This window comes from Spiroplasma endosymbiont of Polydrusus pterygomalis (genome assembly GCF_964030825.1).
In the GTDB taxonomy this organism is placed as follows: domain Bacteria; phylum Bacillota_I; class Bacilli_A; order Mycoplasmatales; family VBWQ01; genus Spiroplasma_E.
Genome location: NZ_OZ034964.1, coordinates 1,352,421 through 1,374,547, shown reverse-complemented (window position 1 = coordinate 1,374,547; position 22,127 = coordinate 1,352,421). Strand labels below are relative to the sequence as shown.

At 22.3% G+C, this 22,127-nt stretch carries 22 protein-coding genes and 1 pseudogene; 21 read left to right on the top strand and 2 right to left on the bottom strand.

The genetic code is table 4. The annotated features are described in order from the left end of the window. Positions 1-216 precede the first annotated feature (216 nt). Positions 217-1,215 carry a ribose-phosphate diphosphokinase gene (locus ACQH25_RS06880; RefSeq protein WP_425381251.1) on the top strand — a complete coding sequence of 333 codons (999 nt, stop codon included), beginning with the start codon at positions 217-219 and terminating at the stop codon, positions 1,213-1,215. 13 nt (positions 1,216-1,228) lie between these two features. Beyond that, a complete protein-coding gene (gene pth / locus ACQH25_RS06875; RefSeq protein WP_425381250.1) occupies positions 1,229-1,792 on the top strand; it encodes an aminoacyl-tRNA hydrolase in 564 nt (187 codons plus the stop codon). Between the two features lie 31 nt (positions 1,793-1,823). On the opposite strand, the gene ACQH25_RS06870 is transcribed toward pth, so the two are convergent. Beyond that, positions 1,824-2,081: a hypothetical protein gene (locus tag ACQH25_RS06870; protein ID WP_425381249.1), complete on the bottom strand. Its 258-nt coding sequence runs from the start codon at positions 2,079-2,081 to the stop codon at positions 1,824-1,826. A 117-nt stretch (positions 2,082-2,198) separates the two neighbouring features. On the opposite strand from ACQH25_RS06870, the gene ACQH25_RS06865 reads away from it, so the two are divergent. The 3 genes from ACQH25_RS06865 to metG all read left to right on the top strand — a co-directional run bounded on the left by ACQH25_RS06865 (position 2,199) and on the right by metG (position 7,177). Then, entirely contained in the window at positions 2,199-3,725 is a 1,527-nt protein-coding gene (locus ACQH25_RS06865; RefSeq protein ID WP_425381248.1) for an adenylosuccinate synthase, read from the top strand. 2 nt (positions 3,726-3,727) lie between these two features. Beyond that, complete coding sequence (gene purB / locus ACQH25_RS06860) at positions 3,728-5,032, top strand: adenylosuccinate lyase (protein WP_425381247.1); 1,305 nt, start codon at positions 3,728-3,730, stop codon at positions 5,030-5,032. Positions 5,033-5,593: 561 nt separating this feature from the next. Next, complete coding sequence (metG, locus tag ACQH25_RS06855; protein WP_425381246.1) at positions 5,594-7,177, top strand: methionine--tRNA ligase; 1,584 nt, start codon at positions 5,594-5,596, stop codon at positions 7,175-7,177. A 101-nt stretch (positions 7,178-7,278) separates the two neighbouring features. On the opposite strand, the gene ACQH25_RS06850 is transcribed toward metG, so the two are convergent. Further along, a complete protein-coding gene (locus ACQH25_RS06850) occupies positions 7,279-7,800 on the bottom strand; it encodes a ferritin-like domain-containing protein (protein ID WP_425381245.1) in 522 nt (173 codons plus the stop codon). Positions 7,801-8,656: 856 nt separating this feature from the next. Between ACQH25_RS06850 and ACQH25_RS06845 the strand changes: the two genes are divergently transcribed. The 16 genes and pseudogenes from ACQH25_RS06845 to ACQH25_RS06770 all read left to right on the top strand — a co-directional run bounded on the left by ACQH25_RS06845 (position 8,657) and on the right by ACQH25_RS06770 (position 22,126). Further along, positions 8,657-8,779, top strand: a complete 123-nt coding sequence (locus tag ACQH25_RS06845; RefSeq protein ID WP_425381244.1) for a hypothetical protein — start codon at positions 8,657-8,659, stop codon at positions 8,777-8,779. A gap of 289 nt (positions 8,780-9,068) precedes the next feature. Further along, positions 9,069-10,445: pseudogene (locus ACQH25_RS06840) on the top strand (DEAD/DEAH box helicase family protein); the annotation flags it as partial. 140 nt (positions 10,446-10,585) lie between these two features. Beyond that, on the top strand, positions 10,586-11,857 hold the full coding sequence (locus ACQH25_RS06835) for a type I restriction endonuclease subunit R, EcoR124 family (RefSeq protein ID WP_425381858.1): 1,272 nt from the start codon (positions 10,586-10,588) through the stop codon (positions 11,855-11,857). Between the two features lie 11 nt (positions 11,858-11,868). Beyond that, positions 11,869-13,422 (top strand): type I restriction-modification system subunit M, encoded by a 1,554-nt coding sequence (locus ACQH25_RS06830; RefSeq protein ID WP_425381243.1) that lies wholly within the window; start codon positions 11,869-11,871, stop codon positions 13,420-13,422. Next, positions 13,415-14,602 (top strand): restriction endonuclease subunit S, encoded by a 1,188-nt coding sequence (locus ACQH25_RS06825; RefSeq protein ID WP_425381242.1) that lies wholly within the window; start codon positions 13,415-13,417, stop codon positions 14,600-14,602. The genes ACQH25_RS06830 and ACQH25_RS06825 overlap by 8 nt, the downstream gene beginning before the upstream one ends. A 266-nt stretch (positions 14,603-14,868) precedes the next feature. Further along, the gene (locus tag ACQH25_RS06820) at positions 14,869-15,114 is read left to right on the top strand and encodes a hypothetical protein (RefSeq protein WP_425381241.1); all 246 of its coding nucleotides are present in this window, start codon (positions 14,869-14,871) and stop codon (positions 15,112-15,114) included. Positions 15,115-15,987: 873 nt separating this feature from the next. Continuing rightward, positions 15,988-16,149 carry a hypothetical protein gene (locus ACQH25_RS06815; RefSeq protein ID WP_425380732.1) on the top strand — a complete coding sequence of 54 codons (162 nt, stop codon included), beginning with the start codon at positions 15,988-15,990 and terminating at the stop codon, positions 16,147-16,149. 193 nt (positions 16,150-16,342) lie between these two features. Continuing rightward, positions 16,343-16,780, top strand: coding sequence for a hypothetical protein (locus ACQH25_RS06810; RefSeq protein ID WP_425380731.1), 438 nt, complete (start codon positions 16,343-16,345; stop codon positions 16,778-16,780). Continuing rightward, the gene (locus tag ACQH25_RS06805) at positions 16,770-17,063 is read left to right on the top strand and encodes a hypothetical protein (RefSeq protein ID WP_425380730.1); all 294 of its coding nucleotides are present in this window, start codon (positions 16,770-16,772) and stop codon (positions 17,061-17,063) included. The genes ACQH25_RS06810 and ACQH25_RS06805 overlap by 11 nt, the downstream gene beginning before the upstream one ends. A 229-nt stretch (positions 17,064-17,292) precedes the next feature. After that, positions 17,293-17,547 (top strand): hypothetical protein, encoded by a 255-nt coding sequence (locus ACQH25_RS06800; RefSeq protein WP_425380729.1) that lies wholly within the window; start codon positions 17,293-17,295, stop codon positions 17,545-17,547. Beyond that, complete coding sequence (locus tag ACQH25_RS06795) at positions 17,547-17,732, top strand: hypothetical protein (RefSeq protein WP_425381240.1); 186 nt, start codon at positions 17,547-17,549, stop codon at positions 17,730-17,732. The genes ACQH25_RS06800 and ACQH25_RS06795 overlap by 1 nt, the downstream gene beginning before the upstream one ends. Before the next feature lie 63 nt (positions 17,733-17,795). Next, positions 17,796-18,611 (top strand): hypothetical protein, encoded by an 816-nt coding sequence (locus ACQH25_RS06790; protein ID WP_425381239.1) that lies wholly within the window; start codon positions 17,796-17,798, stop codon positions 18,609-18,611. A 17-nt stretch (positions 18,612-18,628) separates the two neighbouring features. Next, positions 18,629-18,823, top strand: coding sequence for a hypothetical protein (locus ACQH25_RS06785; protein ID WP_425380726.1), 195 nt, complete (start codon positions 18,629-18,631; stop codon positions 18,821-18,823). Between the two features lie 13 nt (positions 18,824-18,836). Further along, on the top strand, positions 18,837-19,214 hold the full coding sequence (locus tag ACQH25_RS06780) for a hypothetical protein (RefSeq protein WP_425380725.1): 378 nt from the start codon (positions 18,837-18,839) through the stop codon (positions 19,212-19,214). A gap of 18 nt (positions 19,215-19,232) precedes the next feature. Next, complete coding sequence (locus ACQH25_RS06775) at positions 19,233-20,414, top strand: hypothetical protein (protein WP_425381002.1); 1,182 nt, start codon at positions 19,233-19,235, stop codon at positions 20,412-20,414. Positions 20,415-20,428: 14 nt separating this feature from the next. Next, positions 20,429-22,126 carry a hypothetical protein gene (locus ACQH25_RS06770; protein WP_425380802.1) on the top strand — a complete coding sequence of 566 codons (1,698 nt, stop codon included), beginning with the start codon at positions 20,429-20,431 and terminating at the stop codon, positions 22,124-22,126. The last annotated feature ends 1 nt before the right edge of the window (position 22,127 follow it).

Genomic DNA, 22,127 nt, shown 5'->3' with positions numbered 1-22,127 from the left:
ATAGATTTTTTTAAAATTATTATCCATTATTTATTATAATGACTTTATTTTTTCTTGCAAAAAATATGAATATTTTTAATTGATCAACTTAATAAAAAATGTTTTTATTAATTATATTTAGTAATACTGTTTAAATTTATTATACTTAAATTGTAATAAACATTGTATAATGAAATTATAATTTTTATTTTGTAGAAAAAATAAAAGGAGGTATTAATGAGCAATATAAAAAACATTGTAGTTTTTGGCTTAAGTGCTAGTCAAAAATTTACACAAGAAGTTTGTAAAAAGCTTAATATTAAATCTGGAGAAGCAGAGATTAATCGTTTTGCTGATGGTGAATTTAATATTCAAATAATAACATCAGTACGAGGAAAAGAGGTTTATGTTGTTCAATCAACTTCACCACCAACTAATGATAATTTAATGGAATTATTAATTTTTATTGATGCGTTAGTTCGTGCTTCTGCTGCTAAAATTCATGCTGTAATTCCTTATTTTGGTTATGCTCGTCAAGATCGAAAACAAAGTGGTAGACAGCCAATTACTTGTAAGCTTGTTGCGAATTTATTAACTGTCGCTGGTGTTGATCGTGTTATTACTGTTGATTTACATTCACCACAAGAACAAGGTTTTTTTGATGTTCCTGTTGATGATTTACGGGCAACTCAAGATTTAGCATCATATTTGATTGAAGAAAATTTAACTAATTTAGTTGTCGTTTCTCCAGATCATGGTGGTGTTACTCGTGCCCGCAGATTAGGTAATTATTTAAATGTCTCATTGGCAATTATTGATAAAAGAAGAACAACTCCTAATCAAAGTAAAGTAAAATTTGTATTAGGAGATGTTAAAGATAAAAATGCAATTATTATTGATGATATGATTGACACTGGAGGTACGATTATTAATGCGGCGAAAGCTATTAAGGAACATGGAGCCAAATCAGTTTATATTTTAGCTACTCACGGTATTTTCAGTGGACAAGCTGCAAACAACTTAAAACAGGCCATTATTGATGGCATAGTTAAAGAAGTTGTCATTACTAATACTATTGAAATTATTGAAGCAAAGAAATTTGATGGTCTAAAAATTATTTCAATTGCTGACTTTATTGCAAAAATGATTGATGCTTCAATTAATAATAAATCTTTAACAAAAGTTTATGATGATAAAACAAATGAATTAATAAAGAAAATTAATAAAAATAAATAAGGAATTTAAAGAAATGAAGTTAGTTGTTGGATTAGGAAATCCAGGAAAACAATATGAGTTAACACATCATAATGTTGGTTTTATTATTATTGATATGATTTGTGAAAATTTACAAATTAATATTAATCAAAATAAATTTAATGGCCAGTATGTAAAAACAACAGTTAATAATACTGATGTTATTTTTTTAAAACCATTAACTTTTATGAACCTATCAGGTTTTTGTGTTTCAAATTTTATTAACTATTTTAAAATAAAAACTGAAAATGTGTTAATTATTCATGATGAGATTGATTTAAGTTTTGGTCAATTTCAATATAAACAAAAATTTAATGCTGCTGGTCATAATGGCATTAAAAGTATTTTTAATCAGACTGGTAGTAAAGATTTTCAAAGATTAAGAGTTGGTGTTGGCAAGAATCCTAATTTTAGTACAACTGATTGAGTTTTGAATAAGTTTAGTAATGAAGAATTAAGGAATATAGAAGAACATAAACAATTTTTAATAACAAGTATTATTGATTGAATTACTAGCAATAAATTTGAAAATATTATGAATAAATATAATAAAAAGTAACACGGATTAACAACAATATCTTAATTAAAAACTAAAGAATGTTTTCATTTTTATGTTTTCTACAAAAATAAACATAAAGTTGTGTTTCTTGTTCTCTTTTAATTTTTTCTAATTCTTTTTTTATTTCTTCAATTAATAAAATATCATATTGAGTTTGTTGGTATTGATTCATTTCTTTTATTTTTTCAAGTTTTGCTTCTAATAATCTTTGTTTACAAACAGGACATAGTTTATCAAATTCATCATTATTTTCGCTTTGAAAATTATCATTATCAAAATTTCATTTCATTTTTTACATCTCCTTTACTATTTTATTTTAATAACAATATTTTGATAATCATTACTAAATAATTATATAATTAATTTATAAATTTATAAATACTTTTTTAAGTATAAAGGAGACAAAATGGAAACAAAGAAGAAGATAATTAAACCAACAATAGACAAAGCAAGTTCAAAAGCGAAACCAGATAAAGTAAAACTGAAAGTGGTAAAAAATAAAGTAGTAGTTACAAAAGTTGGTAAATCAGTAAATAACTTAAAAGTAAACATTGAAAAATCAAAAGATATAATAGAAGAAAAAAATCAAAAAGTTATTACTAAAGTTACTGATACTAAAAATATAGTAGCAACAACTAATCACTTAAAGCCATTTAGAACTACTGCTATTATTGGTTGTCAGTGAGGTGATGAGGGGAAAGGTAAAATAACTGATTATTATAGTCAAAATTCTGATATTATTGTTCGTTGAAGTGGTGGTGATAATGCTGGTCACACAATTGTCTTTGACCATCAAAAATATAAATTAAGTATTATTCCTTCTGGTATCTTTAATAAAGATTCATATTGTGTTATTGCTAGTGGTTGTGTTATTAATCCAGAAAAATTAGTTTCTGAAATTCAATATTTAAAAACGGCAGGTTTTAGTTGTCAAAATTTACGTATTTCTGATCGTGCTCACATTATTTTACCTTATCATTTAGCATTTGATGAATGTGAAGAGAAGTTTAAAGATGATAAAGCTATTGGTACTACTAAAAAAGGAATTGGTCCTTGTTATAGCGATAAAGTTAGTCGAATTGGAATTAGAATCGGTGATTTATTAAATAAAGAACGTTTATTGGAACTTATTACTGATAATTTAGTAATTAAAAATAAAATATTAAAACATGTTTATGACTATGAAAAAGAATTTAATGCACAAATAATATATAATCGTTTATTAGAGTTATTACCAAATTTTAAAAATTTAATTATTGATACTAGTCAATTTTTAAATGAACAATTAGTTAGAAATAAAAAGATATTATTTGAAGGAGCACAAGGTACTTTATTAGATTTAGATCATGGTACATACCCTTTTGTAACATCTTCTAATCCGAGTGCTAGTTCGATTGCCATTGGTTGTGGATTTTCTTTAAAAGCAGTTAATGAAATTATTGGGGTAACTAAATCATATAGTACAAGAGTTGGTGCTGGTCCATTTCCTAGTGAAATTTTTGGTAAATTAGCAGAGTATATTCGTACGATTGGTAATGAATATGGTACCGTTTCAAAAAGAGCAAGAAGAATTGGATGATTTGATGCAGTTATTGCTAAATATAGTGCTCAAATTAATGGTTTTACTGGCTTAGCTATTATGTTACTAGATGTCCTAACTGGTATTGAAACATTAAGTATTTGTACTCATTACCTTTTAAATGGTGAAATAATTAGGTACATACCTTCACAAATTATTAATTTTAATAAATGTCAACCACAATTTATTACGATGCCTGGTTGAAATGAAGATATTGCTAATATTACTAATTATGATCAATTACCAGCAAATGCTAAAAATTATTTAAAGAAAATTAGTGAATTAGTTGGTGTACCAATTAAAATATTTTCTGTTGGTCCAGATCGTAAACAAACTATATTTATTAAGGAGTAAAAATGATTGCACGTTATGAAACAAAAGCCATGACTAATATTTGAAATATGAAAAATCGTTTAAGTTTATGAATGGATTTTCAAATTGATGTTTGTCAGTCATTACAACAATTAAAAATAATTCCGATTAAAGATTTTCAATTAATTAAAAAAAATGTTAAGTTAAATATTGATTTGATGAATAAATTAGAATTAGAAACTAAACATGATGTTGTTGCTTTTACTAGAATGCTGAGTGCTAATTTAAAAAATGAAAGTCGTTGAATCCATTATGGCTTAACTTCTACTGATATGGTTGATAGTGTTCAAAATTTACAAATAAAATTAGCAAATGAAGTTATTGAAAATGATTTGCTTAATTTACAAATAAAATTAAAACAATTAGCTGTTAAATATAAAAGAAAATTGGTAATTGGTCGTACTCATGGTATTTTTGGTGAGCCAACTTCACTAGGTTTAAAGTTTGCATTATGATATGATGAATTAAGTAGGCAGTTAGTAAGGTTTAATTTAGCAAGGAAACAAAATGAAGTTATTAAAATTACAGGTGCCATGGGTAATTTTGTTCACATTTCACCAAAAATTAGTGAATGTATTGCTAAAAAATGAAAAATGGAAGTTGATAGTTGTGCAACACAAGTAGTACAACGTGATCGTTTGATCTTTTTAGTTACTCAACTAAGTTCAATTGCAACAACAATTGAAAAAATAGCTTTAGAAATTCGTTTGAGTCAACGTAGTGAAGTTAACGAGCTTTTAGAAGGGTTTGCTGCTTCACAAAAAGGTTCAAGTTCAATGCCACATAAAAAAAATCCAATTAGTTGTGAGAATATTTGTGGTCTAGCAAGATTAGTTCGTAGTTATAATAGTGCTGCATATGAGAATAATTTACTATGATATGAACGTGATATTTCTCATAGTTCTAATGAGCGTATTATTTTGCCAGATATTTATCATATTTTAGATTTTATTATTACTAGAATGATAAGTATTTTAGATAATTTAGTTGTTAATACTGATGCTATGGCAAATAATATTAGTAAAACTAATGAACTTTATTTTTCACAAGTAGTTTTATTAGCAATTATTAAAAATAATCCAAATATAACACGCGAAATCGCTTATGATTTTATTCAAAAATGTACTTTAGAAGCACAAAATGAAATGACTAATTTTAAAGATGTATTAATAAAAAATAATATTAATCAATATTTAACTACTGAACAATTAAATCAATGTTGTAATAATAATATTTTTTTAATAAATGTTGATTATATTTTTGATAAAGTTTTTAAAGAAAAAAAGTAAATACTAAATGATAATTATTTAGTTAGGTATGATTAGACTTTATTTTTAACTTGCAAGTAATAGTGTTGGTGAGTTTAACAATTACATGATAAGCAATCTTTTGCTATCAATGTGTTTGCTAATTTAACTAAAAATTGGTGTAGTAATCTACTCTAATTTTATTTGGTTGTTATGAAAATTAAAGAAGTATAAATAGGTGGTTTATTATTATATTTTTTTAATTACGTATAAACCACCTGTATTAATCTCAACTTCTGTTTCTATATAAATATCACCATTTTAACAGATGTTATACTATGAATTTCGTCTTTACCTTCCTCTCAATTATTTATTTTTGAAAGTTCACCACGATTTGTAACTTTATATAAATTGCCATAATTTATTTTAGTTCTTGTGCTGACATATCGATTTCCATTTTTATTAATTATTTAATGTTGAATATTTTTACTATCCAAAGTAATAGTTTTTTATAAAAAATTAAAATGTTATTTTTTTTAAATAAGTATTATAATAAATAGTATTATTTTAATGTAAACTTATTTTTAAATTTAGGAGCAAATAATGACTAAAAGATTTTATATTACTACCCCTATTTATTACCCGAGTGCTCAATTGCATTTGGGTCATGCTTATACAACAGTTATTGCTGATGTTCTAGCCCGTTATAAGAAAACGCAGAGTTATGAAGTTTTTTTCTTAACAGGAAGTGATGAACACGGTCAAAAAATTGCTAAAAAGGCAAATGAAAATAAACAAACACCACAAAAGTTTGTTGATAATATTGTTGTTAGTTTTAAAAATTTGTGAGCAAAATTAAATATTGATTATGATAAATTTATTAGAACAACTGATAAAAATCATATTACAACCGTTCAAAAAATATTTAGTAAATTATTAAAACAAGATGATATTTATTTAGGAAAATATGAAGGTTTATATTGTGTTTCTTGTGAAGAATTTTTAACAGATAATCAAATTAACAAAACTAATAATACATGTAAAACATGTCAAGGTAGTGTTAACTCCTTATCAGAGCCATCATATTTTTTAAAACTAGGAAAGTATACTAAGCAACTATTAGATTATTATAATAAACATCCATTATTTTTATGACCACTTAATCGGAAAACAGAAATGATTAATAATTTTATTACTCCTGGTTTAGAAGAACTAAGTATTACTAGAACTAGTTTTGATTGAGGAATACCAGTATTAGAAGATCCTAAATATGTTGTTTATGTTTGAATTGATGCATTAAGTAATTATTTAACAGCTTTAGGTTATTTACAAGAAAATGATATTAATTTTAAAAAGTTTTGACTAGATGGCAATTGTGAAATTGTAAACTTAGTTGGCAAAGAAATTAGTCGTTTTCATATGATTTATTGACCGATTTTATTAATGGCATTAAAATTAAGACAACCAAATCGAATTTTAGCTCATGGTTGAATTATTAATGAAGAAGGTAAAATGTCAAAATCAAAAGGTAATGTTATTGATCCTTTAATATTAGTCAATCGTTATGGTGCCGATAGCTTACGCTTTTTTTTAATGAAAGAAATTACTATTGGTCATGATGCTAAATATAGTCATCAATTATTTTTAAATTGTTATAATTCTTATCTTGTTAATGATTTAGGTAATTTGCTTTCACGAACAGTGACAATGATTAGTAAATATTGTGATGGTAAAATTCCCAAGATTAATTTAAATAAACTGCAACCAGAAGCAACAGCAATAATTAAAAATATTAAAAGTACTATTATTGATTTTAATATTGAAATGGGTGAGTATCAAATTAATGAAGCAATTAATATTGTTTTTAGATTAATAACTGCTGGTAATAAATTAATTGATTTATCAAAACCATGAGATTTATATAACAATAATAAAATTATGGAACTACATAATGTTTTAAATTTATTAGCAAATATTTTAATTACTAGTAGTGCCCTATTAAGTCCAATTTTAGTTAGTAGTTCTCTAAAAATTCATCAACAATTGGGTGTTTTCAAAATTACTACGCCAGTAGTAACAATTAATTTAAATGAAATTTTTAATAGGACTATTAATAAAAAAGAGTTATTATTTCCAAGATTAAATATTGAAGATGAATTAATTTTTTTAAATAATGCCTTTAAATAAAAATTGATAATTGATGTATTTTTTTGTCAAATAAAATTTTAAAAATAAAAAATGTATAATTTTTCTTATACATTTTTAATAATAAATTAAATTGCATATATTTATTCAGCTTCATAAAATGGAACAATGACTTTTAAAGTGTCTGGTTCTTCAGTTTTTAGTAAACGTTTATCAATTTTATAAAGGTTATGATTAGACATGGCAATTCAATCTAATAAATCTTTTTCATAAGCAATTTCTTCATAGAAATCAATTAAAAATCAATCATAAAATTTTGCAGTTAAATTATCATTATTTTCGCGAGCACTTTTAACAAGTTTATTAGTAAAATCAAGTAATTCTTCTTTAGTAGCTTTTAATTTTTTTAATGTATCTTCGATATTTTTGGTAGTAAAAATTGGAACTTTAATATCTTTAATTTCAACTTCAGCATCTTGATCCATTAAATAGTTGCAGATTTTACGAATATGAACAACAGCATCAGCTGCTTCTATTTGAAAAAATCGTGCAAATCCAGGAAATCCTTTTTGGTTTGCATCATTACTTAATTTAAAACTAAGCATTTGATATTTTATATGTTCACTAATATAATTGTTTAAATCATCATTGATTTTTTTTATCATTTAATATGCCTTCTTTCTTGGTTTTGTACACATTATACTACTTTACTATATATTTTAAAATAAATTAATTTAAGATGAGCGCTATTTATAATTGCAATGTAAAAAAAAGTTATGATAGAAAGTTAAAAAGATGCTTAGTTTATTAGTTTTTTCCAAAATTTTATTGTAAAAAATTTAAAATATGTTTTTTTAATTAAAAACATAAGTGGTGTTGGTTGTATTGCAAATGTGTATAGATTAAATAAGAACTTAAATGAGAGATAAAAACTTTTAATTATTAAATAAAAAGCTTAATAAACTGTCGTAGAAGTCTAATTGTGAGTACTTTATGTAAATACTTTTATATCACGATAAAAGAGTAATTTATTAATTTTTATTGAATTGTTATTGTATGAAATTGAAATTAAGTTTATATAGAAATGCAATAACCATAAATCCTGTTCTTTATTTATTTTTAAATTATTACATATTACTATTATTAATAATCAAAATCAAAAAATAATAAAAATAATTGAAGATTTTAATTATAAGTTAGGTAAAAAATTAATTACAAAAGATATTGAAAATATTAAAGGTCGTGATATTTTAAAATATATTAAAAATATTCCAAATATAATACTAATGAAAATGAATTAATATCTTGTGAATTTTATGAACAATATAATGGTTATTATTTTAAAAATAATAAAAAGTGAAAATTAATTATGTCATTTTTGAAGAATGCAACAAAAAAAAATTTTTTTACAAAAAGATAAATTAGAACCCATAATATATTTTGAAACTGTAAAAATGCTTATAACAATAATAATACAGATATTGTTCCTTTAATTAAACTTTGTGGTGCATTAGAAAGTTATTGTATTATAAAAATATTAATTATAAAACAACTAGTAGTGGTCAAACTAAATGTTATGTAAAATGATTTAAAGATATTAAATTTATTGAATTAAATAAAAATGAAAAATTAATGAGCGCGTAAAATATTTGGTTGGTAGATAATTTTCCAAAAACTAAGAAAAAGATAGATATAAAATTCTATCCTTTTTAATTAAATTAAAATTATCGTTAACCTTGCTTAGTTTAAGAAAATAACAGCAAAAACAACCAATTAAATTAATACTACATGGTATTTTTCTATTTTTCGCTAACAATTTTAATATAATAAAATTAAAATATTATTACAACATAAAAATTTGCTTTTTTATTATATAATTATATAGTATAAATAATTAAATATTTATAATCAAAATTACTGGGAAGATTTAAAAATGGAAAATAAATATGTAAGTGAATCGGAATTAGAAAAAAAGTTTATTAATAAATTAAAAATTGAAGGTTATGAATATATAAAATTAAATAATGAAGAAGATATTAAAAATAATTTTAGAAATCAAATTTTTAATCATAATAAAAATGAATTAAATAATAAACCATTAACTGACAAAGAATTTGAAAAATTATTATTTAAAATTAATGGTAAAAGTATTTTTAATTCTGCAAAAATATTAAGACAGAAAATTACAATTGAGCGTGATGATTTTAAAAAAGTAGATTTAGAATTATTTAATAAAGATAAATGATGTGATAATGTTTTTCAATTTACTAATCAATTAACAATAAAAAGTATTTTTCAAAATAGATATGATATAACAATTTTAATTAATGGTTTACCTTTAATACAAATTGAATTAAAAAAACCAGGAATAAATTTTAAAGAAGCTTTTAATCAAATTAATAGATATAAAAAAGAATCTCATAAAGAATTATTAAAATTTATTCAGTTTTTTATAATTTCTAATCTTGTAGATACTAAATATTTTTCAAATAATGATGGCAATATTTTATTTGAAAATTCTTTTTATTGAACTGATGAATTAAATAATAGAATAACTAATTTATTTGATTTTACTAAAAATTTTTTAAATAAATGTCATGTTAGTAAAATGATTGTGAGATATATGATTATTAATGAAAGTAAAAAAATATTAATGATAATGAGACCTTATCAAATTTATGCAGTTGAGAAACTTATTAAAATAGCAAATGAAACTAATAATAATGCTTATATTTGACATACAACTGGATCTGGAAAAACTTTAACTTCTTTTAAATTAAGTCAAATTTTAAAATATATGCCAGAAAAGGAAAAAATATTTTTTTAGTTGATAGAAAAGATTTGGATTTTCAAACCATTGAAGAGTTCAATAAATTTGAAAAAGATAGTGTTGATTATACTGACAGTACTTATAACTTAATTAAAAATATGCAAGATGCTACTAAAAAAATAATATTAAGGACAATTCAAAAAATGGCTAATGCTTGTAAAAATGAAAAATATAAATCAATAATCGCTAAATTTAAGAATAAAAAAGTAATTTTTATTATTGATGAATGTCATAGAAGTCAATTTGGAAAAATGTATATTAGCATTAAAAAAATTTTTGAACATGCACAATATTTTGGATTTACTGGTACACCACGATTTGAAAAAAATAAATCAGAAGATGGAAGAACAACAGCTGATATATTTCATAAATGTATCCATAAATATTTAATCAATAATGCAATAGCAGATGGTAATGTTTTGGGTTTTAATGTTGACTATATGGAATCAATTAGAAATAAAAAAGAACCTAATAATGAATTAATTGAAGATATTAATAATGATGAATTATTGATAAATGATTCTAGAATTAACTCTATTTCAAAAAATATAATTTTAACATTTTCAAGAAAAACATATGGAAAGAAATATAATGCCATATTTGCTGTTAAAAATATTAATATGGCAATTAAATATTATAAAACATTTAAAAATTTAAAACATAATTTAAAAATTGCTTCAATTTTTACATTTGAAGCAAATGAAGATTTAAATAATAAAGATTTTTCTTTTAAAACAGAATTAGAAAAAATAATTAAAGATTATAATATAAACTTTGATACTAATTTTAATATCAATAGATTTAATGAATATTTTATTGATTTACAAAAGAAAGTTAAAAACAAAGAAATTGATTTATTAATTGTTGTTGATATGTTTTTAACAGGTTTTGATTCACCCACAACTAGCGCATTATATTTAGATAAATTATTAAAATATCATAAATTAATCCAAGCATTTTCACGAACAAACAGAATTATAAATATTACTAAACCATTTGGTAATATTATTTGTTATCAAACTACTAAAAATACTGTTGATGAAGCAATTTTATTGTTTTCTAATAGTGCCACTACTGATCAAATATTAATGAAACCATTTGATTATTATGAACTAGAATTTATTAAGTTAGTGAATAAATTAAAAAAAAATTATAATTGTGCTTATGATGTAGGAAATGATGGTGATGAAGTTAAAATTAAAGAATTTATTTTTTTATTTAAAGAAATAGTAAAAATATTATTAAAATTAGAAACATTTATTGAATTTGATATTAATCAAAGTAAATATAATTTTAGTGAAAATGAATATAATGAGTTTAAATCTCGTTATTTATCACTAAGTGATGAAAAAATTAGAAAAGAAAAATTATCTGTTTTAGCAGATGTTGGTTTTGAATTAGAATTAATTTATAGTAATAAAATTAATGTTCATTATATTTTAGAATTATTAAAAAAAATAGATTTAAATAATATTAAAAGAAAAGAAAAACAAATTAAAGAAATAAAAAAAGAAATATTAGACTCAACTGATCAAGTATTAAAATATAAAACAGAATTAATAAATTCATTTATTGAAAGAGTTATTCCTACTCTTAAAAATATTGCAGATTTAGAAGCAAGATATGAGCAATTTTGTGATAAAGAATATGAACAACAAATAATTAAAATTAGTAAAAAATATAATATAGATAAATTAGACATTAATGAAATTATTAGTGAATATCGCTTTACTAATCACTTGCCTTCTAATTTAATTAGAGAAAAGATTAATCAACAACATACTGAAAAAATAGCTATTAATAAAAATATTTCTAAAATAAAAGCAAAAAATGAAATAAAAAAAGCATTAGAATTAAATATAATTGATTTAATTAATAAGTTTGAAAGTTAGGAAAAGATATTATGACAACACATGAAAAACAAAATGTCCAACAACAACAATTATTTTCTAAATTATGAGATATTTCTAATACGCTACGGGGGACAATGGAACCATCCGAATATAAAGAGTATATCTTAGGATTAATATTTTATCGTTATTTATCAGATAATGTCCAATCGATAATAGCAAAAGATTTAACAATGGAGGGGATTGATTATTATACTGCTTTAACTAATGAAAAATATCGCAGTGATTTTTTAGAAGTTTTATATGATAATGATAGTGCTGGATATTATATTGAACCAGAATATTTATGACAAGCAATAATTAAAAAAATTAATAGTGGAAAATTTGATATCTTCATCTTAAGAAAAGCGTTTAACAAATTAATTGAATCAACAGTTGGTCATGCATCAGCAAAAGAATTTGAAAATTTATTTGATTCTGTTGATTTAGATTCTAGTAAATTGGGAAAAACAGAAACCGAGAAAAGTAACATCATTGCTAAAGTAATGTTAAAAATTAATGAAATTAATTTTGAAATTGACGACGCAGAAATTGATATTTTAGGTGATGCCTATGAATATTTAATTAGTAAATTTGCTTCTGAATCAGTAAAAGCAGCAGGTGAATTTTATACACCACAACCTGTTTCTAAATTATTAGCTAAATTAGTTAGTCAAGGAAAAACGGAAATTAAAACGGTTTATGATCCAACATGTGGTTCTGGTTCATTACTATTAAGAGTATATAAAGAATTAAAAATTGGTCATTTATATGGTCAAGAATTAAAAACCAATTCATATAATATCGCAAGAATGAATATGATGTTACATGGTTTAAAGTATAATAAATTTGATATTTATCATGGTGACACATTAGAAGATGATGGTTTTAAAGGACAAGAATTTGAAATAATTGTTGCCAATCCGCCATATAGTTCTCATTGATCGGCAAATCAAAAATTTTTAAGTGATGAAAGATTTAGTGCTTATGGCAAATTAGCACCAAAAACAAAAGCTGATTTTGCTTTTATTCAAAATATGATTTATAAATTAGCTGCTAATGGCGTCATGGCCGTTGTTATTCCACATGGAATTTTGTTTAGAGGTAATGCTGAATTAATTATTAGAAAATATATGATTGCTAAAAATTGAATTGATACTATTATTAGTTTACCAGCTAATATGTTTTATGGGACATCAATTCCAACTTGTATTATTGTAATGAAAAAATGGAAAAGTGATAATGCCATTTTGTTTATTGATGCTTCGAAAGAATTTGCCAAGCAAGGAAATAAAAATACTTTAACTGATGAAAATATTATTAAAATTATTAATGTTTTTAATAACAGAAAAACTATTGCTAAATTTTCTAATTTAGTTGCGATTGAAATAATTAAAGCAAATGATTATAACTTAAATATTGCTCGTTATATTGATAATACAGCTGAAAAAGAAATTATTAATATTAAAGAATTAGAAGAGAAATTAATTACTAATGAACAAGCAATGCAAAAATTAAATGAAGAATTTAAGTTACTGGTAAAAGCGTTGGTGATTAATAATGAATAAATCTCTGGTGCCAAAAATTAGATTTAAAGGGTTTGATGATGAATGAAAAAAATATAAGCTTAATGATATTGGAATTTTTTTTCGTGGGCTTTATAAAAAAACAAAAGCAGATTTTGAAATAAATAATTCTAATTTTTACTATGTTACATATACAAATATTTATAATAATAGGTTTATAAAAATTGATTCTTTAAAATATGTAAATATTAATAAAAATGAGAATCAAAATCGTTTAATTAAAGGTGATATTTTATTTACGATGACTTCAGAAACTTATAATGAAGTAGGACTTTGTTCTATTTTTAATTCAGACACTGACAATGTTTACTTAAATAGTTTTTGTTCTGGTTTTAGAATAATTGATATAAGAATCATAAATTCAATTTTTTTACTTTTTTTACTTTTATCAATTCAATATAGGGAAAAAATTATTAAAATGGCTAATGGTTTTACTAGATATAATTTATCAAAAACATTATTATTAAATTTACAAGTTAAAATTCCTAATATTATCCAACAAAATTTAATTGGTAATTTTTTTACTATTATTGATAAAAAAATAGAATTAGTTAAGGAACAGTTAAGTTTATTAACAAAACAAAAACAATATTACTTAAATAATATGTTTGCAAATGAAAAAGGTTATCCCCAAATTAGATTTAAAGGATTTAATGATGAATGAGTTTTAAAACAAGTTCAAGAAGTATTAACAACAATAAAATCTTTAAAAATTAAAAAAAATTTTGAATCAAATACAAAATTACCTTTAATATCGCAAAAAAAAGATTTTATTGATTCATATATTAAAAAAGGAAATTTAGTGGAACAATTACCAATTATTCTTTTTGGTGATCATACAACTATTTTAAAATATCTTGATAAGTATTTTTTTGTTGCAGATGATGGTATAAAACTTTTAGAATTAAGTAATAGTTTTAGAAATTTTAATTTAAAATTTATTTATTATTCAGTATTATTAAATAATGTTTCACAAAGTGGATATAAAAGGCATTTTTTAATGTTAAAAAATGTTTTTATTTCTTTGACAAATAATATTAATGAACAAACTAAGATTGCACATTTTTTTACTATTATTGATAGGAAAATTGAATTAGTTAAAGAACAGTTAAGTTTATTAGCAAAACAAAAACAATATTACTTAAATAATATGTTTATTTAATTTATGGTTTCTAATTGATTTTTACATGCAAATAAAAATTTTACATAATTTTGTGATTTTTGCAAATGTTTATATTTGATAATGGTAAAAGTATTTAAATTTATAGAAAATATGATTTTCTTAATAAGAAAAGTTAATTCGTTTCTAATTATAACTTTTCTTTTTTTATATTTTAATTTATAATAAATGTAAAACTTAATATAAATTTTTAATTCATTATTTAATTAAAAATAAATGAGTTTTTATTTTGAAAGGAAGATTAAAAGATGATTACAGACAAAGAAGAATTTGAAAAATTAGATGAAAAAATTAAAGATTTAAAAAAAGGAATTATGGAATTAAAACAAAAAAAAGATAAATTATTTAAATATCATAATGAAGAATTGGAAAAGTTAAATAAATCAATTGAAAATATAAAACAAGAATATTTTAATATTAAAAAAGAATATTTTAATTCTAATTTTGAAAAACTTAAATTAGAGCCAAACACAAACAAGTTAAATATGTCATAAAAAAAGTTACCAATAAGGTAACTTTTTAATTAGATTGTGGAATATTATTTTGTCTAAGTTTTCTTTTAAATTTAAAAATAGATTTTAATTTTGGAAATTTTTAAATTATTGGAATAAAATAAAAATATAATAACTCAATACATCCAAAAATAATAAATATGTAATAAATGCTTTTTATATGTAAATTATTATCAAAAAAGTAAAGGATTTATAAAGAAAAAAGTTAATGTAGTATATATATAATTTTGGGAGCTTAGCGAAGATGTCTATAACTAATATTTTTGTGTAAATATCTCCTTTCCTTTTTAAATCCTTAAATTAAAATAAATGACAAAAGACGAGAATAAAAATCTTGTCTTTTTTTGTAATTGTAAAATTTTAAAATTTTTATTATTAACACGCTTTAAATATCTACTACACGCAGTGACCAAGTAGGAGAAAGTTAATAATTAATAACCTTCTTTAACACTATTATCAACACGTGTTAGGGAACTAAAACAGTGAACTACACCACAGTTGTTAAAAATAGTAGCTAAAACATGTGGACTTGCATGGATAAATAAAAAGTGGAGTGATACCTAATAAATTATACTAACCATTAAATGGTAATTCTTGGGGTGAGAGCGAATTAGTAATTAGTATATATAGACCTGTTGTAGGGACCTATTATATTAATTCTATTTTTTATTTAACCAACCTTGCCACTCCCCTAGTGAGCGAGTGTTGGTTTTATTTTTTATTTTTTTTTAAATTTATTTTTGAGCCCATTTTTCTAAGAAAAATAATATTAATAGTATTAATAAATAAAAAAACAAAAATATATGCCATTTATGCTAAAAGCAAACAGGGCATATTTAAAGGATAAAATTAATTATGAAAACAAAAAATATTAAAACTCATGAAATAAAGAAAGAAAAATTTATTGATAAAATTTATAATAATAAATTTGCTTTAACTACTATTGTTGTAATATCTACAATAGTTTTAATGATAACTGTTGCTCTTTTAATTGCTGCATTTACTGTATGAAAATAATATTACTAAGAATATTTTAATTCATAATGAAAAAATATTTTTGTTGAACATGTAAACAATATAAATTAGATTATCTATTTTTTAATACTAATGATATTAAAACAAGAAAATATTTTTTAAGAGATAAAAACGGTAAAGCAATTTGTTATGACTGTATTTTAAATATTAGATTAAGTAGGGGATATAAAAAATAATGCAATATGAATTAATTATTGGTATTGACCCAGCAGGAATAGGTAGTAATGGAATTATTATATATTCAAATGAAACTAATAATATTATTTTTAATGAAACATTTAAAGCAGAAACTGTTTTAGAAAGTAAAAATTTGTTTAAAGAATACTTTTTAACGATTAAACAAGAGTTTAATAATAAAAAAATATTAGTTATTGTAGAAAATTTCTTTTTAAGTGCAAAACAATTATTAACTAATCCATTAGCAACTCCTAAAATTATTGGTGCATTAATGGTGTTAGTACAAGATGTTATGAATTGAGATTATTTAGAAAACCATCCAAAAAATAAAAACAAAATAGAAAATTATAAAGGAAATATAAAATTAACAAAACATGAAGAAGATGCATATAAACATATTCAATATTGTTTAAGGAATTTTAAAAATGAAAGATAAATCAAATTATGTGAAATTAACAGTAAAACTGAGTAACACTATTGAAGCAAAACATTATGAAAAAGGTAATAAAGAATTATATTATAGTGTTCGTGGACAATGAAATGGATTAAACTATGTTACTTTAATTTTTAATAACCCAAAATTTTATAAACGATGTATTTTATTAAACAAAAATGATGAAATTATAGTAAGTGGTCAAATCTTTAATACTTTAAATATTCCTAAAAATCGTGCATTTTGTTCAATTAATGTTAAATGATTTAAAAAATGAAAAGAGTAAAAATGAAGAAATGTAAATATTGTAATAAAAGAATTTGATTAAGTAAAAATTGATGTTTGAAATGTTTAGAAAAAATAGTTAATAATTTAACTAAAAATAAGGAGAATAATAATGAATAAAGAAAAATTAATTAACTATATTAAAAAATCACAAAAAGAATATGAGAATACATAAATAGACTTATTATTAGATATTTTAGTTCAAAAAATAAGAAGTGGTGAGTTTGATAATGAATAAAGACCAAAAAATTATTAATGAATATAATAAAAAACGTAATAAAGAGATAACAGAAGAACATTTGAATAATATAAAAAAAATAAGAGAAGAGTTTAAACAAAAAGTAATCAATAAATATAATGAAAAATTAATTATTTGGTTAAATAAACAAATTAGTATTTGTTTATGTGATTCATTAAAAGAAGCAGGTAAACTTACTGCTTATTATAAAGTAATTGAGTTTATAGAAAATGGAGAATTTCATTAATGATTATATTACCTACTTTATTTGGTGATAAAGATGAAATTGAAATATTATCACCATTTCCCAAAGCAATTCATACAAGTAATGATATTAGAGCAATTATTTTAAGACAATATCCAAATGTTAAATCAAAACACATCATTGTTTCTGACCCCCGAAAGTGATGTTGCATTAATAGTTGGTGATAATGATGTTTATCAAGGTTGAATTAAAGTAACAATTAAAAAATTAGAAAATTAAAGGAGATTAAAATGCCAAATATAGAAAATCAATCAAATTATACTTTAACTAAATTAATAAGAACGGGAATTAGTCCTATTTGTGCAATGATTGGTACAAGTGCATATTATGGGCAAGTAATAGCAAATCCAATATTAGGAAGTATTAATTCTTTATTATTTGGTAAAAAATTAGGTTTAGATATCTGAAACTTGAACCAAAAACCAACTACTAAAACTAAATTAATTAATAGTAGTAAAAAAATATTATTAGGATTAGGAACAATGGGTTTAGCAAATTATAGTAAATGAACTGAAAATAATATTAATCCTATTATTCCAACAACACCAATTCCAACTACTACGGAAGGACCGCCATGATTATTATTAGATAAACAAGAAAATCAGTCATTAATTGATTGAGATACTTATATTTCATTAAATGCTTATGGTATCGCCAATGTTATTAATGGTTTAACTGAGTTAATACCTAATAAATTTGCAATGATACAAAAAATAGCAAATATGGCAACTGGTGGTTGTTTAATTAGTAGTGGTGTTGCGATGGGGATTAATAATGATTTTAATAATGCTTATGCAATACCTACTATTATTGCAGGAATAAGTGAAATTATTCATAATTTATTACCTATGGAAACAAATCATAGTATAGAAATGCAAGAAACTTCCTTTACAAATGAAACAACAAGATTAATTAATGATGATAGATTTACTATTAATAGTGAAACAAGTAGTCAATATGGCAGTCATAATTCTAATGTTTCATTAGATTGAGATGATACAGCTAATAATGCTTTACAACGTAGTAATAGTAATCTTACTTTATAAAAAAATGAAAGGAAAATATGGAAATGCAAGAATTTTTAAAAGCACTTGAAACAATTGGAATAAGTACAGGTATATTAATTTGTCGAGAAATTATTGTTTTATTAAAAAGATTTATTACAACTCCAAAACATGTTAGAGCAAATAATAAAATTATAAAACATCAAAAAAAATTAGCAAAACTTAATGAAAAAATTAATAAAGAAATTAAATAATGGGGTACTGTAAATGTTAGAAAATGAAAATAATGTTCAACAAGCAACTGAACCTTTAATTAAAAATAATGATTCTTCACAAGAAATAGAAAATAAAGTTAATGAAGCAGAAAATAAGTTAAATAAATTAAATAACGAAATTAAGGAAAAAGAAATAATTAATATATTTAAAAAATATCAAGTTAAAAGTGAATTTTATGATTATTTAAAATTTAAAACTAATAATATAGAAAATTCAAAAATAGAAGAAGCTATTAAAAAAATGATTAAAGAACAACCAGTATTTAAAGAAATAATAAATACAGGTGGTAAACAACAAACAATAATAACAAATCAACCAAGTTCAATAAAAAGTACTTTATTGGATTATAAAAAGAAAAATAATTTATAACAGAAAGGAAATGAAAAAATGTCAGTACCATTCAATCAAAATTTAGATAATACCGAAAAATTAGTAGAAGCACCAGAGTTTATAGAATTTTATAAACAATCAAATTCACCATGAGCAAGTTTTTTTCCTATTGAAATGGTTAATTCTACAAAAATTGAATTTATAGTTAAAAAACCAAAAAATTCAGAAATTAAAGTATTAAAATGAAATGATAAAAGTAAAGGATTAGATGTTAGTTATGCTGAAACTATTAAAATTTTAAAAGAAATTAAACAAGAAGCAGTTGCAGGTGAAATAATTGCTAATGTTGATTTAAACGCTGAAAATGGACAAAATTTATTAAATACAATGCAATATGAAGTAGCAAATGATTTAGCAGATTATTTAGCAAATAATGATACAACTGTAATTGCAAAATATGCAACTAGATTAGATATTACTGATACAACACCAGTAGGCTATTTAAAATCAATGTTATCTGCTTGAAATACTTTATTTCAATTAAGAAATAGTAATAATTGTCAATTTTTTATTACTAATAATTTATATGATAGTTTAGTTTATTTAGCTGATAATAAAGGTTTAATTACTGATAATCAAATAGCACAACAATTAAGATTAAATGGAACAAATTTATATATCAAAGGTGTATTATGTCAAATTGTAATGGATGACTATATGACTTTTACTGATAATAATGAAACTAAAATTATGTCTTTTGTCTTAGCAACACCAAGAGCAATGAAAAGATATATGTTACAAAATACAGTTGTATATGTACAAGACATAAATGATGGTAAAGTTGGAAGAAGATATTTAGTTGGTGGAGAATTAACTGGTGAAGCAATACCTTATATAACAGATGAAGAAAAAACTTCACGTTGAATGTTATGTGGAATTATTAATACTGATAAAATTGATTTAAAAACTAAAATTACAAGTTTAACAACAAATATTACTGCAAATGTTAATAAAAATAATAATGAATTAGATACAGAAATAAAAAGTACTAATGAACTTAAATCATTAAATCCAAATTTAATAAATCCAAATATTAAATATTTTAGTGATGTCCAAGGAAAAACTAATGTAAGTAATCAAAAACAAAAAGTAGGTGACTTGTATATAACTATTACTGCCAATGTTAATGATATAAATTATAAAGGGTCAACAAATCCAATTAAAATAACTCTTAAATAAAGGAAATTAATATCATGCCAATTGGTACAACTAGTACAGCAATACTTTTAAATATCAATAAACCAAAACATACTAGAATAAGTAAACAACAAGAAAATAAAAGTTTTTGATGAGAAATTTTAGAAATGATTGGTGTACAAGTAATAGCAGTAGCACTTGCTCCTTTTACTGGTGGATTAAGTGAAAGTATAGCACTTGGATTAGGTGCAAGTGATTTACTTGCTAGTATTAGTGCTGTTGGTGTAGAGTTTTTAACTGATTTTACTATTAATCAAGTTTATGATTATTTAAAAGGAAATGTAACACCATTAAATACTTTTTTTAATATCTTACCTGCATTTGCTGGACTTAATAAAATTAGTCGTGGTTATCGTACAACTAAATTTATTAAATTAGCACAAAAAACTAAAACATTAGAACAAATTGGTATTAAAGAAGCAAAAAACTTACAAGAAATTATTAGTCAAGTAAGTGGTAAAGAAATTTTAACAGATAAAATTATTGGTAATAAACGTTATTTATTTAATTATAGTTTTGCTCCTAATCGTGAGACAATAATCCAAAATTTAGGTTATGTTGCTGAAAGACAATATAAAAATAATTTTCAAAAATTAGAAGTACAAGAGTTAAAAGATTATTTATTATTACAAAATACATTAATAAAATTAAGTCCACAATTAACTCCAAAGTTTAAAATTAAAGATATTGAAAAAGCAAATAATTTTTTTAAAAAATATAATACTGATTTAAAAGAAGTATTAAAAATGAATCAACATGATTGATTAAATTTAGTTCATACAATACATACAGATAATAGATATGGTAAATCTTTAATTTTAGATTTACAAAAAATTCGTGCTAATGCTATTAAATTTAATTTTAAAAAGAGTTCAATTCATAAGGTTGTTTTAAAAGCAAATAAAATTTTTAAGTATTTTGATATTAGATTTTATTTAAAAAAAGGTTTAAATAAATTTTGAAAAGATACTCCATATTTTGAAAAATTACGAGAAAGTATATATAAATTACAAGAAAAATTTGAAAAGTTAGAAAAACAAGTATTTGAAAAAATTAATAAATTAAAAGAAAAAGCAACAGATTTATTTACTAGTGCAGAAAAGAAAGCAATTAAACATGCACAATTAATCCCATTAAATTCACCTGTATTTATGGGTTGCAAAATTCAACCTTTATCATTAAGTAAATGTGCAATTACTATTTATCATCGTAATCCTAAATATAAACCAATTATAGTTATTGATAGTATTCTTAAAGCAGAAACTTTTATCACTCAAATACATCCATTCCATTGATATCGCTGATATAGTGGTTGATACATTGGTTATGGAGTTAGTCGTAATAAATGATTAAAAGCAATTGCATTTGCTCCACCAGTTGTTCAACAAGTAATTAGAGATAGTTTTAAAGTTTATAGAGAAATATTTAGAATAGTAAGAACTTACCATAAAGTAGTTAATGTTATTAATAATCCTATTGAAAATATTAATAAATCATTTAAAAGTGTTGGTTTAAAATTTTCAGTTAATACATTATTTGGTACAGGATTATTACATCATTTAGAAAAATTTGTATATAGTCAAGTTGTAGCAAAAGGTAAAAAGAAATTACAAAAAGAAGTTATTCATATAGTGCATAGGAAAACTAAAACAAAAACTAAGCATTATAAAAAAGCATTTTTTAAGGAATGATAAA